Genomic DNA, 15,457 nt, shown 5'->3' with positions numbered 1-15,457 from the left:
CCGTGTTCGGTTGTGCTGCTGCTGTGCCCGTACTCACGAGGGAGCAGCCTACGCGGCTTTCGTCGGGCCACCGCCGGGAGGTGCCCCGACGCGCTGCCCGGCGCCGCTACTCGGCCCCCGGCGGCGTCGGTCCCGCGGGTACGGCGGCGGAGGTGCCGGCGACGTGCTCGGCGGCCGCGCGGACGTCGATCTCCCGCCAGAACCCGGCCCGGATGGCGTAGCGGTCGTGCTCGTCGATCTGGTCGTCCTTGTGCGCGAGCAGCCCGAACCGGGCCGCGTAGCGCAGCAGCTCGCCGTCGATGCGGTGCGGGATCCGCGGGTACATCGTGGCGAGCTTCTGCAGGTGGACGGTTTCCGGGAGGCGTTCCATCCAGCGCCGGGCGAACACCTGGCCGACCTCGAAGGGGTCGCCGCCGACGGTGGTGATGTCCTCCTCGCGGTCCGCCCAGCGCTGCTCGGCGCTGGTGAGCTGGGCGAGGGTGGGCAGGGAGGCGGTCTCGGCGGGCTCTCCCAGCGGGCCGGCCCGGTCGATCCAGCCCTTGTCGGAGGACCAGCGCAGGGCGCTGCCGGCCGGGGTCTGGAGGCTGCCGTGGCCTGCGGGGCCGGGCTGCTGGCCGGGGGCGCGCAGCGAGCCGGCGAGGTCCTTGGGAGTGGGTACGGTCTTGCCCCCGGCGGCGGGGGCGGGCACGGGGGCGCCGCTCGCCTCGGGCTCGGCGGGGGCGGGGGCCGCGTTTCCGTTGGCGCCGGCGCTGCGTGCGGCCTCGGCGAGGGCCGCCTCGGGCAGCGGGGCGGAGAGGATGGCGGCGATCTCGGGGCGCGGCGCGGGCGGCGGGGCGCACAGTCCGGCGAGGTCCTTGGCGCGGACGGCCCGGGTGATCCAGGCCCGGTCCAGGACGCGGCGCTCGTCGGCCTCGGCGACGAGGTCCTCGGACTGGTTGTAGTCGCCGTCGGCGGCCTGGACGGCCCACAGGTGGACCGCGACCCCGTGTTCCTTGGCGGACATCAGGCCGGGCAGCAGGTCCCCGTCGCCCGTGACGAGTACGACGTCGGAGCAGGCCCGGTTGCGGGCGAGCTCGGTGAGCTCGGCGTGCATGGCGGCGTCCACGCCCTTCTGCGCCCAGCGGCCGTCGCTGCGGGTCAGGGCGCCGAGGCGGACGGTGACGCGGGGCATGACGCGCAGCCGCCGGTGCTCGGGCTGGGGCACCCGGTCGGGTGCGCCGTCGAACCAGTAGATGCGCAGCAGGGGCTGTTCGGTGTCGGCCTGGGCGCGCTCGCGCAGGCCCTGGATGAGGGCGGCATGGTCGACGGTGATGCGGGAGCGGGAAGGCTCCCCCGCGAGAAGACTGGCGGCGGCGCCCAGCAGATAGCCGGCGTCCACCAGGACGACGCAGCGGTCCACGCGTACCACCCTCTTCCCTGGGGATCCCCTGTGTTTGTCGCGGGTTCCCCGAGTCTGCCCGACCACAAGGGTGTTGACGGCCGGAACTCGATCATCGGCGTGGCGGATGTTTCCGGGGCACCGGGAGGAGGGGCGGCCGACTACACGCAGTAAAGATCCAAAATGCGCGGTTTGTGGAGCCGTGTGAGGGTGAAGGCGGTCCTGGCCCCTAGACCCTCACGGAGGCTCCACCATGGCCAAGAACAAGAACCGCCAGCACGAACAGAAGCAGCAGCCCCGCTCGTCGTCGCAGGATCCGGCGAAGACCTCGACGGAATCGGTGTCCGAGCCCTCCGGCGGCTCCCCGAGTCCGATGGACATGGCTCGCAAGGGCAAGCAGAAGAAGTTCGGCCACAACTGACGCCTCCGCGAGCAGCACGCACGAGGGCGCGCCCAGAGCTCTGGGCGCGCCCCTCTTCACGTTGGGCTACGGGTGCGGGCCCGTACGCGGGCCCCCGCGACCGGCGTTATCCGGCCAGACAGGACGGTCCGAGGAGCACCTTGAGGTCGCCGAAGAGCGCCGGGTCGGGCTGCACCCGGTGCTTGTCGAGGCGCAGCACGGTGGTGGACCGCGGCCCCTGGAGCTTGATGCGGACCTCGGTGTTGCCCCTGTGGTGCCGCAGGATCTCGCCCAACCGGGTGACCATCGGAGGCGTGACCTTGACCGTGGGGATGGTGAGGACGACGGGTGCGTTCGTCCCGGCGGAGGAGAGGTCGGGGACCATCATCTCCATGGCGACGAGCCGGGGGACGTCCTCGCGCTTGTCGAGGCGGCCCTTGACGAAGACGACGGTGTCCTCGACCAGCTGCGTGGAGACGAGCTGGTACGTCGCGGGGAAGAACATGCACTCGATGGATCCGGCGAGGTCCTCGACGGTGGCGATGGCCCAGGCGTTGCCCTGCTTGGTCATCTTGCGCTGGAGGCCCGAGATGATGCCGCCGATGGTGACGACGGCGCCGTCGGAGTGCTCGCCGCCGGTCAGCTGGGAGATGCCGGCGTCCGTCTTGTCGGACAGGACGTGCTCCAGGCCGAAGAGCGGGTGGTCGGAGACGTACAGGCCGAGCATCTCGCGCTCCTGGGCGAGCAGGTAGGACTTCTCCCACTCCACGTCGGAGAACTCGACGTCGAGCCCGAAGCCGGGCTCGTCGCTCGCGCCCTCGTCACCCATTCCGCCGAAGAGGTCGAACTGCCCCTCGGCCTCCTTGCGCTTGACCGCGACCACGTTGTCGATCATCGGTTCGTGGTGGGCGACCAGGCCCTTGCGGGTGTGGCCCATCTCGTCGAAGGCGCCGGCCTTGATCAGTGATTCGACGGTGCGCTTGTTGCAGACGACGGCCTCGACCTTGTCCAGGAAGTCGGGGAACGTGGAGTACTTCCCCTTGGCCTTCCTGGTCTTGATGATCGACTCGACGACGTTCTGGCCGACGTTGCGCACCGCGGTGAGGCCGAAGAGGATCACGTCGTCGCCCTGGGCCGCGAAGTTCGGCTCGGACTCGTTGACGTTCGGCGGGAGCACCTTGATGCCCATGCGCCGGCACTCGTTCAGGTAGATCGCGGACTTGTCCTTGTCGTCCTTGACCGAGGTGAGGAGGCCGGCCATGTACTCGGCCGGGAAGTTCGCCTTGAGGTAGGCGGTCCAGTAGGAGACCAGGCCGTAGGCGGCCGAGTGGGCCTTGTTGAAGGCGTAGCCGGCGAAGGGGACCAGGACGTCCCAGAGGGCCTTGATCGCCGCGTCGCTGAAGCCCTTGCCCCTGGCGCCCGCCTCGAAGATGACGAAGTTCTTCGCCAGTTCCTCGGGCTTCTTCTTGCCCATCACGCGGCGCAGGATGTCGGCCTCGCCGAGTGAGTACCCGGCGATGATCTGGGCGGCCTTCTGGACCTGCTCCTGGTAGACGATCAGGCCGTAGGTGACCGCGAGCACCTCTTCGAGCGGCCCCTCCAGCTCCGGGTGGATCGGGGTGATCTCCTGCTGCTTGTTCTTGCGCAGGGCGTAGTTCGTGTGCGAGTTCATGCCCATCGGGCCCGGCCGGTACAGGGCCGAGACGGCGGAGATGTCCTCGAAGTTGTCGGGCTTCATCAGGCGCAGCAGGGAGCGCATGGGCCCGCCGTCGAACTGGAAGACACCGAGGGTGTCACCGCGGCCGAGCAGTTCGAAGGTCTTGGGGTCGTCGAGCGGGAGGCCCAGGAGATCGATGTCGATCCCCTTGTTGGCCTTCACCATCTTGACGGCGTCGTCCATGATCGTGAGGTTGCGCAGGCCGAGGAAGTCCATCTTCAGCAGGCCGAGCGACTCGCAGCTCGGGTAGTCCCACTGGGTGATGGTGACGCCGTCGGTGTGCCGCACCCAGACGGGCACGTGGTCGGTGATCGTCTCGCTGGACATGATGACGCCGGCGGCGTGCACGCCCATCTGGCGGACCAGGCCCTCCACACCGCGGGCGGTGTCGATGACCTTCTTCACGTCGGGTTCGTTCTCGTACATCCCGCGGATCTCGCCGGCCTCGCCGTAGCGGGGGTGCTGCGGGTCGAGGATGCCTGAGAGCGGGATGCCCTTGCCGAGGACGTCGGCGGGCATGGCCTTGGTGAGCCGGTCGCCCATGGCGTACGGGTAGCCCAGGACGCGCGCGGAGTCCTTGATTGCGTTCTTGGCCTTGATCGTGCCGTACGTGCCGATCATGGCGACCTTGTCGGCGCCGTACTTCTCGGTCACGTACCTGATCACCTCGACGCGCCGGCGCTCGTCGAAGTCGATGTCGACATCGGGCATGGAGACGCGCTCGGGGTTCAGGAACCGCTCGAAGATCAGGCCGTGGGTGAGGGGGTCGAGGTCGGTGATGCCCATGGCGTACGCGACGATCGAGCCGGCCGCGGAGCCTCGGCCCGGACCCACCGCGATGCCCTGGTTCTTGGCCCACATGATGAAGTCGGCGACCACGAGGAAGTAGCCCGGGAAGCCCATCGAGATGATGGTGTCCATCTCGTACTCGGCCTGCTGCATCCGGTCGTCCGGGATGCCCCCGGGGTAGCGGCGGTGCATGCCGCGCATGGTCTCCTCGCGGAACCAGCTGACCTCGGTGTGGCCCTCCGGGATGTCGAACTTCGGCATCAGGTTCCGGAACTTGAACATGCCCTCGGTGTCGACCTGGTCCGCGACCAGCCGCGTGTTGGCGCAGCCCTCCTGCCAGGCGTCCGAGGAGTCGATCGCGTACATCTCGTCGGTCGACTTGAGGTAGTAGCCGGTGCCGTCGAAGCGGAAGCGGTCCGGGTCCGAGAGGTTCTTGCCGGTCTGGATGCAGAGCAGGGCGTCGTGCGCGGTGGCCTCGCTCGCATGCGTGTAGTGCGAGTCGTTCGTGACCAGCGGCGGGATGCCGAGCTTCTTGCCGATCTCCAGCAGCCCGTCGCGGACCCGGCGCTCGATCTCGATGCCGTGGTCCATCAGCTCCAGGAAGTAGCGGCCCTCGCCGAAGATGTCCTTGTAGTCGGAGGCGGCCTGCACGGCTTCGTCGAACTGGCCGAGGCGCAGCCTGGTCTGCACCTCGCCGGACGGGCAGCCGGTGGAGGCGATCAGGCCCTCGGACCACTTGGAGATGGTCTCCTTGTCCATCCGCGGCCACTTCGTGAGCCAGCCCTCGGCGTACGCGTCGGAGGACAGCCGGAAGATGTTGTGCAGGCCGGTGGCGTTCGAGGCCCAGATGGTCTTGTGGGTGTAACCACCGGAACCGGAGACGTCGTCGCGCTTCTGGTGCGGCTGGCCCCACTGGATGCGCCGCTTGTTGCGCCGGGACTCGGGTGCCACGTACGCCTCGATGCCGATGATCGGCGTGATGCCGGCCTTCTGGGCGGTGTGGAAGAAGTCGTACGCACCGTGCAGGTTGCCGTGGTCGGACATCGCGATGTGCGTCATGCCCATCTCGTTGCAGGCGGCGAACATGTCCTTGAGCCGCGCGGCACCGTCCAGCAGCGAGTACTGGGTGTGTACGTGCAGGTGCGTGAACGGCGGCTTGGTCACGGTGGCAGACCTCCGGGGGGAACGAGGGGGGCAGCCTCGAAGTCTACGTCGGTGGAATGACACAACCCGGGCACCGACCGGTACCTTCATCCGTTGCAGACCCAAGGACACCTGTCCGAAAAACGAACCACCCCGCGCCACCAGGAGGCACCCGCCATGGCGGTCCCCGAGACGACGAACGAGCAGCGCGCCGAGCAGATACTCGATGTGTTCGACACCGCATTCGGTGAGCTGCTCACCGCCGACCCCGCGGCCTTCCAGGTCAAATTCCGCAAGATGGCGGCTTCGGCCTTCGCCTTCTACCGCGGCACGGCCTGCCTCTTCTACGCCGACCTGGAGCGCGACCGGCACGGCGGCCCGTACCTGGACGAGCGGACCGGCCGGGTCTGGATCCACGGCGATCTGCACGCCGAGAACTTCGGCACGTACATGGACGCCAACGGCCGCCTGATCTTCAACGTCAACGACTTCGACGAGGCGTACGTCGGCCCCTTCACCTGGGACCTCAAGCGGTTCGCGGCCTCCGTCGCCCTGATCGGCTACACCAAGGCGCTCAGCGACGAGCAGATCAGCGAGCTGGTGCGGACCTACGCGGGCGCCTACCGCGAGCGGATCCACCGCCTGGCCACCGGCGCCAAGAACGAGGAGGTGCCCTCCTTCACCCTGGACACCGCCGACGGCCCCCTGCTGGGCGCCCTGCGCTCGGCCCGCTCCCGCACCCGCTTCTCCCTGCTCGACTCGATGACCGAGATCCGCGACTACGAGCGCCGCTTCACCTCCGGCGGGGGCTCGATCGAGCTGGACGCGGCCACCCGGTACAAGGTGCTCGCCGCCTTCGACGGGTACCTGGAGACCCTGCCCGACGAGTCCCTGGTCCGGCCCGACTCCTACCGGGTCAAGGACGTGGTGGGCCGCCGCGGCGTCGGGATCGGCTCGGCCGGCCTGCCCTCCTACAACATCCTGCTGGAGGGGCACAGCGACGCCCTGGAGAACGACGTCGTGATCTACCTCAAGCAGGCGCAGACCCCCGCCGTGTCCCGCCACATCACCGACCGGGCCGTCCGGGACTACTTCCAGCACGAGGGGCACCGCACGGTGATCTCCCAGCGCGCCCTGCAGGCGCACGCCGACCCGTGGCTGGGCTGGACCGAGCTGGACGGCTCGGGCCAGCTGGTGGCCGAGGTCTCCCCGTACGCGGTGGACCTGGACTGGTCGGACCTGGACGAGCCGGAGGAGATCGCGGCCGTCGTCGCGGACCTGGGCCGGGCGACGGCGACCATGCACGCGTCGGCCGACGAGGCCGAGAGCGGGCACTCCCTGGTGCCGTTCTCCACCGAGCGGGCCATCGACGCGGCGATCGCCGCCGACGAGGAGGGTTTCGCGGAGCTCCTGGTCGACTTCGCGCACGCGTACGGGGCCCGGGCGCGCGCCGACCACCAGATCTTCGTGGACCTGTTCCGCAACGGCCGCATCATGCACTGAGCCGTACGGGGCGGGGTCGTGGGAACCGGCCGTTCCGGGACCTGGGACCCCTCTTCACAGGGACTCGTGGCAGACTCGCGGCGATGGACGTATCCAGGGCAGGGCTGAGAGGGCTGCGGGCCGCGCTGTTCAGCGCACTCGTCGTGCTGCTCTCGGCCGGCTCGCACGTCCTGATGTCCCGCGTCCCGCTGCCCCCCGCCCTCGTGGCCGGGGCCTTCGCCGGCGTGTTCCTGCTCACGTACGCGCTGGCCGGCCGTGAGCGGGGCTTCGGCCCCATCGCCGCACTTCTGGTTCCGCTGGAGCTGGCCGCCGACACGGTCTTCACCGCCGGACAGCACGTCTGCTACGGCCCGGCCGGCGGCCCCGTCGCCGGGCCGCTGCGGGCGCTCGGCCTCGACGAGCTGTGCGGCGGACCGCCGCTGGGCGGACCGCTGGCCGAGGTGCCCGGAGCCGTGCCCGACGCGGTGGCCCTGCTGGCCTCGCCCGGCCCCTGGACCCCGTGGCTGCTGCTCGGCGCCCACGTCTCGGTCGGGCTGCTCGCCGCGTCCTGGCTGCGGTACGGCGAACGGGCGCTGGGCCAGCTGCTGCGCGCGGTGGCCGCCTTCGCGTTCCGGCCGCTGCTGCTGGCCGGCGCCCGCGCGGCGGCCGCTTTCGGCCCGGTGCGGCGCATCCCGCGCCCGGCCGTCGTGGGCTCGGGGGCCCGTACCCGCTTCCCCGCCCATTCCGTGGGACGCCGGGGACCTCCCGTACGCGGCGCACTCGTCTGCGCCTGACCCACCCCGCGTACGGCAGTCCCCCTTTTCCCGAGTCACACCCCACGGAGATCACCATGAGTTCACGCAACAGCCAGGCGAACAAGGCGGCGGCCCGCGATCGGCTGCGCGCCGAGCGCGAGAAGCAGGCGAAGAAGGACAAGGCGCGCCGCCAGGTGCTGGTGGCCGGCGCCGTCGTCGCCGTCCTGGCGCTGGCCGGCGGCGTCGGTTACGCGGTCGTGCAGGCCAACCAGCCGGGCGAGTGGGACAAGGCCGCCGACGCGACGCTGGTCGCCCCGAAGAACACCGCGGGCGACAACGGCACCACGGTCGTCATAGGCAAGGCCGACGCCAAGAAGACCCTCGAGCTCTACGAGGACGCGCGCTGCCCGATCTGCTCCCAGTTCGAGCAGACCGTGGGCCCGCAGATCAAGAAGGACGTCGACGCCGGCAAGTACAAGATCCAGTACGTCGGCGCCACCTTCCTCGACAAGGGCTTCGGCGGCAGCGGTTCGAAGAACGCGCTGAGCGCGCTGGGCGCGGCGCTGAACGTCAGCCCCGAGGCGTTCCTGGAGTACAAGAGCGCCCTGTACTCCAAGGAGAACCACCCCGAGGAGCGCGACGACAAGTTCGGCAAGGACGACTACCTGCTGAAGATCGCGGACCAGGTGCCGGCGCTCAAGGGCAACGCCGAGTTCAAGAAGGCCGTCGAGGGCGGCACGTACAACCGCTGGGCGATCGAGATGTCGAAGGTCTTCGACAAGAGCGGTCTGCAGGGCACGCCGTCGCTGAAGATGGACGGCAAGAAGATCGAGATCAAGATGACTCCGGAGGAGTTCACGGCCGAGGTCGACAAGGCCATCGCCGGCTGATCGACCGGACCGGGACGTACCGGACGGGGCAACGGGCAACGGGCAGGCGAACTTCGAGAGTTCGCCTGCCCGTTGCCTTCCGAGGGGTGTACCACCGGCCATACCCGTCAGTAATATGCCGGTCCGTGACCAGTCATCTCCCCTCCCCCACTGCGGCAACTCCGCGCCGCCGCACGGTCGTCAAGGCCGCCGCGGCCACCGCCGCCCTCGCACCCTTCGCGACGGCCGCTCTGGGCATCTCCCCCGCGTCGGCGGCCTCGAACGGGCCCGCCTTCCTGCACGGTGTCGCCTCCGGCGACCCGCTGCCCGACGGGATCCTGCTGTGGACCCGCGTCACCCCGACCCCCGAGGCCGCGCCCGGCTCGGGCGTCGGCCCGGCCACCCAGGTGACCTGGGAGGTCGCCGAGGACAAGGCCTTCTCCCGGATCACGGCGAGCGGCTCCGTCACCGCGACCGCCGCCACCGACCACACGGTCAAGGCGGACGTCCGCGGACTGCGGCCGCAGACCCCGTACTTCTACCGGTTCACCGCCGACGCCGCCGTCTCCCCGGTCGGGCGCACCCTGACCGCCCCGGGCCACGACGCGAGCACCCCCGGGGTCCGCTTCGGCGTCGTGTCCTGCGCCAACTGGGAGTCCGGCTGGTTCTCGGCCTACCGCCACCTGGCCGCCCGCACCGACCTGCACGCGATCCTGCACCTCGGCGACTACATCTACGAGTACGCGAACGGGGCCTACCCCGAGGCGAAGTACGTCGTACGCGCGCACGAGCCGAAGCACGAGATCCTCACCCTCGCCGACTACCGGACCCGGCACGGCAAGTACAAGACCGACGCCGACCTCCAGGCGCTGCACGCCGCGCACGCGATCGTCGCGATATGGGACGACCACGAGTTCGCCAACGACGCCTGGTCGGGCGGAGCGGAGAACCACACCCCGGGCGCCGAGGGCGACTGGGCGGCCCGCGCGGCCGCCGCCAAGCAGGCGTACTTCGAGTGGATGCCGGTCCGCACCTCCACGGCCGGCACCGTCTACCGGCGGCTGCGCTTCGGCAGCCTCGCCGACCTGCACCTGCTGGACCTGCGCACCTTCCGCTCACAGCAGGCCAAGGTGGGCAGCGGCGCGGTCGACGACCCGGAGCGCACCATCACCGGGCGCGCCCAGCTGGACTGGCTCAAGTCGGGCCTCGCGAGCTCCAACGCGACCTGGAAGCTGGTCGGGACCTCGGTGATGATCTCGCCGGTCGCCTTCGGCTCGCTGCCCGCGCACCTGCTGGCGCCGCTGGCGAAGCTGCTGGGCCTGCCCGAGGGCGGCCTCGCGATCAACGTGGACCAGTGGGACGGCTACACGGACGACCGCAAGGAGCTGCTGAACCACCTCAAGGACCAGAAGATCAAGAACACGGTCTTCCTCACGGGTGACATCCACATGGCGTGGGCGAACGAGGTCCCGATGAACATGGCGACGTACCCGGGCTCGGGCACGGCGGCCACCGAGTTCGTGGTGACGTCGGTGACCTCCGACAACATCGACGACCTCCTGCACGTGCCGGCGGACACCGCTTCGCTCGTAGCGGAGGCCGCGGTCAAGGCCGCCAACTGGCATGTGAAGTGGCTGGACATGGACGCACACGGCTACGGGGTGCTGGACGTGACGGCCGAGCGCTCGCAGATGGACTACTACGTGGTGTCCGACAAGCGGAATCCGGCCGCCACCACCGCGTGGTCCCGTTCGTACCGCACGGCGAACGGCACGCAGAAGGTGGAGCGGTCGTACCAGCCGGTGGGCTGACGGTTTGTTGACGGTCCGTCAATTCTGTTGTGCGGAGGGGCGTCTGGAGCAGACCGGGCGCCCCTCCGGCATCAGAAGCAACAAATCGTTTACTTAAAGGTCTTGCTCAGCGCATGACATGGACACATAAGCTTCGCGCCAGCGTGAGGAAATCCCTCACCCCCCACCACGCTTCGCGAGGAGTCAACGTGCGCGCCTCCGCCCGCATATCCCCCATGCTCCGCCGCCGCCTCATGGGTACGGCCGTTCTGGCCGGAACCCTGGCGTTCGCCCCGCTCACGGTCCCCACGACCGTGGCCGCGGCCGCAAAGACCGGCGCCGAGGCCTGTGCCGACGCCGGCACCGCCTCCGTCTCCGCCAACGCCCGTGTCGCCCGCCCGAAGGACCAGCACGCGGCCGACCCCAACGAGGTGACGGACGCCCAGGTCAAGGCCATGGACGCCGACCTGGCCAAGAAGAACCTCGAGCTCGGCCCGCAGCGCCTGATGCGCGCCGGCGAGTCCGCCGCCGCGACCAGCATCCCGGTGTACGTCCACGTCATCACGTCCGGCTCCGCCGGCAAGCTGACCGCCGCGGACATCAACAACCAGATCGCGGTGCTCAACGCCGCGTACAGCGGCAAGGGCACCGGCAACGTCGACTCGGGCTTCCAGTTCACCCTGGCCGGCACCGACTACACGGACAACGCCTCCTGGTACAACGTGTCCGACGGCACCACGGCCGAGAAGAACATGAAGAACGCCCTGCGCAAGGGCGGCAAGAACGCGCTGAACATCTACACCGCCAACCTCGGCGGCGGCCTGCTCGGCTGGGCGACCTTCCCGAGCTCGTACGCCTCGCAGCCGAAGATGGACGGCGTGGTCCTGCTCAACACCTCGCTGCCGGGCGGCTCCGCCGCCAACTACAACGAGGGCGACACCGGCACCCACGAGGTCGGCCACTGGATGGGCCTCTACCACACCTTCCAGGGCGGCTGCTCGGGCAGCGGAGACTCCGTCTCCGACACCCCCGCCGAGAAGAGCGCGGCCTTCGAGTGCCCGACCGGCCGTGACACCTGCACCGCCGCGGGCACCGACCCGATCCACAACTTCATGGACTACACGTACGACTCGTGCATGTACCAGTTCACCGCGGGCCAGGTGTCCCGGATGAAGAGCATGTGGAGCGCGTACCGCGCCTAGTCACCACGTGACGTGAAACGGTGAGGGGCAGGGCACGCGGTTCGTGCCCTGCCCCTCACCCTTGTCCGCGGCGCCCGCGCCGCTGCTCCTCTGCTCCTCTGCTCCTAGAGGGAGTCGAGGAAGCCGACGGCGGCCTTCCACGTCTGCTCCGCGGCCTCCGCGTCGTAGTCGTCGAGGTCCGGGTCCGTGAACAGGTGCCCGGCACCCGGGTAGCGGTGGACCTCCACGTCGGCGCCCGCGCGCTGCATCCGCAGGTACCAGGCCGTCAGCCAGTCGTGCGTCTCGAACGGGTCGGGATCCGCGATGTGCAGCTGCACCGGCAGTTCGTCGACCGCGGTGTCCTCGTCCAGGTCCGCCGTCCCGTGCAGGAGCAGCAGCCCGCGCGCCTTCTCGTCGGCCAGGGCGAGGTGCTGGGCGACGGAGCCGCCGAAGGAGAAGCCGGCGTAGACCAGGCCCTGATCGGAGTAGGGGGCGGAGGCCAGCACCGCGCGCTTGAGCAGCTCGTCGCGGCCGATGCCGTCCCGGTGGGCCATGCCCTCCTCGACGGTCTCGAAGGTGCGCCCCTCGAAGAGATCCGGCACCTGGACCTGGTGACCGGCCGCGCGCAGCCGGTCGGCCGCCGCGTGCACCGCGGGCCGCAGCCCGTACGTCGAATGGAAGAGCACGATGTTCATGTACCCCATCGTGCCATTCGCCGGATGGGAAGGGCCTGAGCGCTGCTTCCGGTTACGTTGAGGCGCATGGACACGGACACCGTTCTGCGCCCGATCGCCGTCGTCGGCGGCGCCCTGGTCGTCACCCTGCTGGCCGGATGGCTGCTGGACCTGCTGCTGCGCCGCGCCGACGCCCGGCACAGCGAGACCCCGCTGTGGGGGCTGCTGCGCCGCTGCCGGCTGCCGTTCCAGCTCGTGCTGGGCGCGACACTGCTGTACGGATCCCACCGGCGGACGGGGATCGGCCCGGAGTACGTCTTCGCCGTGGGCCGCGCCCTGACCCTCGTGCTGATCGGCTCGGCGGCGTGGCTGCTGGTGCGGATCGCGACGGCGGTCGTGGACGCCTCGTACGCCCGCTACGCCGCTCAGCACCCGGACGACGCACGGGTGCGGCGGGTCCGCACCCAGGTGACGCTGATCCACCGGGTGGTCACGGCGGTGGTCGTGGTGGTCGCGGTGGCTGCGATGCTGCTCACGTTCCCGCCGATGCGGGCGGTCGGCGCCTCGATGCTGGCGTCGGCGGGCGTGGTCGGCATCGTGGCGGGCATCGCGGCCCAGTCCTCGCTGGGCAACCTGTTCGCCGGACTGCAGATCGCCTTCGGCGACACGGTGCGGATCGGGGACACGGTGGTCGTGGACAAGGAGTGGGGGACGGTCGAGGAGATCACCCTGACCTTCCTGGTGGTCCGCACCTGGGACGAGCGCCGCATCACGATGCCTGTGTCGTATTTCACAGGCAAGCCGTACGAGAACTGGTCGCGCGGCGGCGCGCAGATGACCGGGACCGTCTTCTGGCACCTGGACCACAGCGCACCGCTGGACCTGATGCGGGAGCAGCTCCTGGGAGTCCTGAAGGAGATCCCGGAATGGGACGGCCGCACCGGCACCCTGGCGGTCACCGACACGACCCCGCACACCATCCAGGTCCGGGCGGTGGTCACGGCGAAGGACGCGACGGACATCTGGACCGTCCGCTGCCAGGTCCGCGAGCGCCTGATCAGCTGGCTCCTGGCCCACCACCCGTACGCCCTGCCCCGCATCGCCACGGCACCCGCGGACCCGCGTCCCGGCCCGTCCTGACGCCGCGGGCCCGGGTCAGAACGTCAGGCGGAACAGGGCTCCGCCGCCCGGTGCCGGCTCCGCCACGAGCTCCGCGGAGTGCGCCCGGGCGATCTGGCGGGCCATCGCCAGGCCCAGCCCCGAGCCCGGCAGGGCGCGGGCCGCCCCGGCCCGGTAGAAGCGGTCGAAGACGTACGGGAGATCCTCCGCCGCGATGCCCGGACCGTGGTCCCGTACGGTCAGCTCGGCGCGGCCGGCGCCGCCCCGCGACACCAGCTCCACCTCCACCGGCGCCCCTGCGGGGCTGAACTTCGCCGCGTTGTCCAGCAGGTTCGACACGAGCCTGGTCAGCCGCGCCGGTACGCCCGGCACCACCACCGCCTCCTCCCCGCGGATGCGCACCTGCACCGGGACCGAAGGCCGGTGCGCCCGCGCCGCCTCCGCGCAGTGCTCCACCAGCGGAGCCAGCCGTACCTGCTCCACCAGCGGCTGCGGCTCCTCGTCCCGGGCCAGCTCGATCAGGTCGTTCACCAGCCCCGTCACCTCCCGCAGCTGCCGGCCCAGCGCGAGCGAGGCCCGCTCGCGCTGCTCCGGCGTCAGCCGCTCCCCCCGCGCCAGCAGCTCCGCGTTGGTCCGCAGCGCCGTCAGCGGGGTCCGCAGCTCGTGCGAGGCGTCCGCGACCAGTCGCCGCTGCGCCGTGACCGACTGCTCCAGCTCGCCCAGCATGGTGTTGAAGCTCCCGGCCAGCCGCGTGATCTCGTCCTCCCGCCCCGGCGGCCCCGGCGGCGGCAGTTCGATCCGGTGCCTGGGATCGCGTGTCGCCGCGATCCGCTCGGCGGTGGCCGTGAGCCGGGTCACCGGGGCCAGGCCGGTCCGCGACACCCAGTACCCGAGCCCGGCGGCCACCAGCACCCCGGCCGCGCCGATCAGGGCCAGCCACCCGGCCGCCTCCCCGATCCCCTTCTCGACGGTGTCGGCCCGCAGCGCGACCTGGAGCGCCCGCCCCTTCGCGTAGTCGGTGGTGAGCATCCGCGTCGGGTGCCCGGCGTGCACGATGTCCGTGTAGAACGGCGCGTGCCGGCCCGCCGCCACCGCCCGCGTCGCGGAGTCCACCGGCAGCAGGTAGGGCTTGGCCGGGTCGTTCGCCGGGTCGGCCGGCACCACCTCCGCGCAGGCGGGCGCCGCCAGGAAGCGGCACTCCCCGGCCAGGGTGTCCGGTCCGGAGTCGGGATTGTGCTGCGCCGCGAGCCGCGCGGACTGGGTCAGGCTCAGGTTCAGCTGCTCGTACAGGGCGCCGCGTACGACGAAGAAGGCCGCCGTGCACACCCCGACCGCGACCAGCGCCACCGCCGAGGTGACCGCCAGCGCCAGGCGGGTCCGCAGCGGCCGGCGTCTGCGCCAGGCAGCACCGAGCCGGCGGCGCCCCCTCGCGGCGGCGCTCACGCCGGGCCCAGCCGGTATCCGACCCCGTGGACGGTGTGCACCAGCCGCGGCTCGCCGCCCGCCTCCAGCTTCCGCCGCAGGTAGCCGACGTACACGGCGAGGGAATTGGAGTCCGGTCCGAAGTCCCGCCCCCACACCAGCTCCAGGATCAGCTCCCGCGGCAGCACCTGTCCGGGGTGGCGCAGCAGCAGCTCCAGCAGCGCCGCCTCGGTCCGGCTGAACTCCAGCGGCCGCCCGCCGCGCCTTCCGGTGCGCGTCCCGGGGTCCAGCACGAGGTCCGCGAACCCGAGCACGGCCGCGTCGGCCGGATCGGGCGCGGCCCGCCGCAGCAGGGCCCGGACCCGGGCCACCAGCTCGTCCAGCGCGAACGGCTTGACGAGGTAGTCGTCGGCGCCCGCCTCCAGACCGTCGACCCGCTCGCTCACCGAGTCCAGCGCGGTCAGGACGAGTACGGGCGTACGGTCGCCCATCGCGCGCAGCTGCCGGCAGACCCCGAGCCCGTCCAGTACGGGCATCATCACGTCGAGCACCACCGCGTCCGGTTGCCAGCCGGCCACCTCGGACAGCGCGGCCAGCCCGTCGCCGGCTCCCCGTACCTCGTACCCCTCGACGGCCAGCCCGTCCTGGACGGCGGCCCGTACCTCGGGCTCGTCGTCCACGACCAGGATCCGCTGCGGGCCCGTACCGCCCGTACCGCTCGTGCTGCTCATGGGGCAA

12 protein-coding genes are annotated in these 15,457 nt (G+C 70.9%); 7 read left to right on the top strand and 5 right to left on the bottom strand.

Features of this window, described 5'->3' with window-relative positions; genetic code table 11:
• Positions 1-106: 106 nt before the first annotated feature.
• The gene (locus tag ACFXGI_RS25465) at positions 107-1,399 is read right to left on the bottom strand and encodes an NYN domain-containing protein (RefSeq protein ID WP_384710884.1); all 1,293 of its coding nucleotides are present in this window, start codon (positions 1,397-1,399) and stop codon (positions 107-109) included.
• A 232-nt stretch (positions 1,400-1,631) separates the two neighbouring features.
• Here ACFXGI_RS25465 and ACFXGI_RS25460 point away from each other — a divergent pair, with 232 nt between their 5' ends.
• Positions 1,632-1,799: a hypothetical protein gene (locus ACFXGI_RS25460; RefSeq protein ID WP_229340482.1), complete on the top strand. Its 168-nt coding sequence runs from the start codon at positions 1,632-1,634 to the stop codon at positions 1,797-1,799.
• Between the two features lie 106 nt (positions 1,800-1,905).
• On the opposite strand, the gene dnaE is transcribed toward ACFXGI_RS25460, so the two are convergent.
• Positions 1,906-5,448: a DNA polymerase III subunit alpha gene (gene dnaE / locus ACFXGI_RS25455; protein ID WP_384710881.1), complete on the bottom strand. Its 3,543-nt coding sequence runs from the start codon at positions 5,446-5,448 to the stop codon at positions 1,906-1,908.
• 156 nt (positions 5,449-5,604) lie between these two features.
• On the opposite strand from dnaE, the gene ACFXGI_RS25450 reads away from it, so the two are divergent.
• The 5 genes from ACFXGI_RS25450 (at position 5,605) to ACFXGI_RS25430 (ending at position 11,525) form a co-directional block, all read left to right on the top strand.
• Entirely contained in the window at positions 5,605-6,930 is a 1,326-nt protein-coding gene (locus tag ACFXGI_RS25450) for a DUF2252 domain-containing protein (protein ID WP_384710878.1), read from the top strand.
• Positions 6,931-7,013: 83 nt separating this feature from the next.
• A complete protein-coding gene (locus ACFXGI_RS25445) occupies positions 7,014-7,703 on the top strand; it encodes a hypothetical protein (protein ID WP_384710875.1) in 690 nt (229 codons plus the stop codon).
• A 56-nt stretch (positions 7,704-7,759) separates the two neighbouring features.
• Positions 7,760-8,554 carry a thioredoxin domain-containing protein gene (locus tag ACFXGI_RS25440; protein ID WP_384710873.1) on the top strand — a complete coding sequence of 265 codons (795 nt, stop codon included), beginning with the start codon at positions 7,760-7,762 and terminating at the stop codon, positions 8,552-8,554.
• Between the two features lie 125 nt (positions 8,555-8,679).
• On the top strand, positions 8,680-10,344 hold the full coding sequence (locus ACFXGI_RS25435; protein ID WP_384710870.1) for an alkaline phosphatase D family protein: 1,665 nt from the start codon (positions 8,680-8,682) through the stop codon (positions 10,342-10,344).
• Between the two features lie 233 nt (positions 10,345-10,577).
• Positions 10,578-11,525, top strand: a complete 948-nt coding sequence (locus ACFXGI_RS25430; RefSeq protein ID WP_384711005.1) for a zinc metalloprotease — start codon at positions 10,578-10,580, stop codon at positions 11,523-11,525.
• Between the two features lie 104 nt (positions 11,526-11,629).
• Here ACFXGI_RS25430 and ACFXGI_RS25425 read toward each other — a convergent pair whose 3' ends face one another.
• A complete protein-coding gene (locus ACFXGI_RS25425; protein WP_384710867.1) occupies positions 11,630-12,208 on the bottom strand; it encodes a dienelactone hydrolase family protein in 579 nt (192 codons plus the stop codon).
• A 57-nt stretch (positions 12,209-12,265) separates the two neighbouring features.
• Between ACFXGI_RS25425 and ACFXGI_RS25420 the strand changes: the two genes are divergently transcribed.
• Positions 12,266-13,318: a mechanosensitive ion channel family protein gene (locus ACFXGI_RS25420; protein ID WP_384710864.1), complete on the top strand. Its 1,053-nt coding sequence runs from the start codon at positions 12,266-12,268 to the stop codon at positions 13,316-13,318.
• Positions 13,319-13,333: 15 nt separating this feature from the next.
• On the opposite strand, the gene ACFXGI_RS25415 is transcribed toward ACFXGI_RS25420, so the two are convergent.
• Positions 13,334-14,740, bottom strand: a complete 1,407-nt coding sequence (locus ACFXGI_RS25415; protein ID WP_384710861.1) for a sensor histidine kinase — start codon at positions 14,738-14,740, stop codon at positions 13,334-13,336.
• A complete protein-coding gene (locus ACFXGI_RS25410; protein ID WP_384710858.1) occupies positions 14,737-15,450 on the bottom strand; it encodes a response regulator transcription factor in 714 nt (237 codons plus the stop codon). Before ACFXGI_RS25410 ends, ACFXGI_RS25415 begins: the two co-directional genes overlap by 4 nt.
• Positions 15,451-15,457 lie beyond the last annotated feature (7 nt).

Source organism: Streptomyces sp. NPDC059355 (genome assembly GCF_042752335.1).
Classification (GTDB): Bacteria; Actinomycetota; Actinomycetes; order Streptomycetales; family Streptomycetaceae; genus Streptomyces.
The sequence above is the reverse complement of the archived record's forward strand: the minus strand, read 5'-3'. Positions and strand labels throughout refer to the sequence as shown.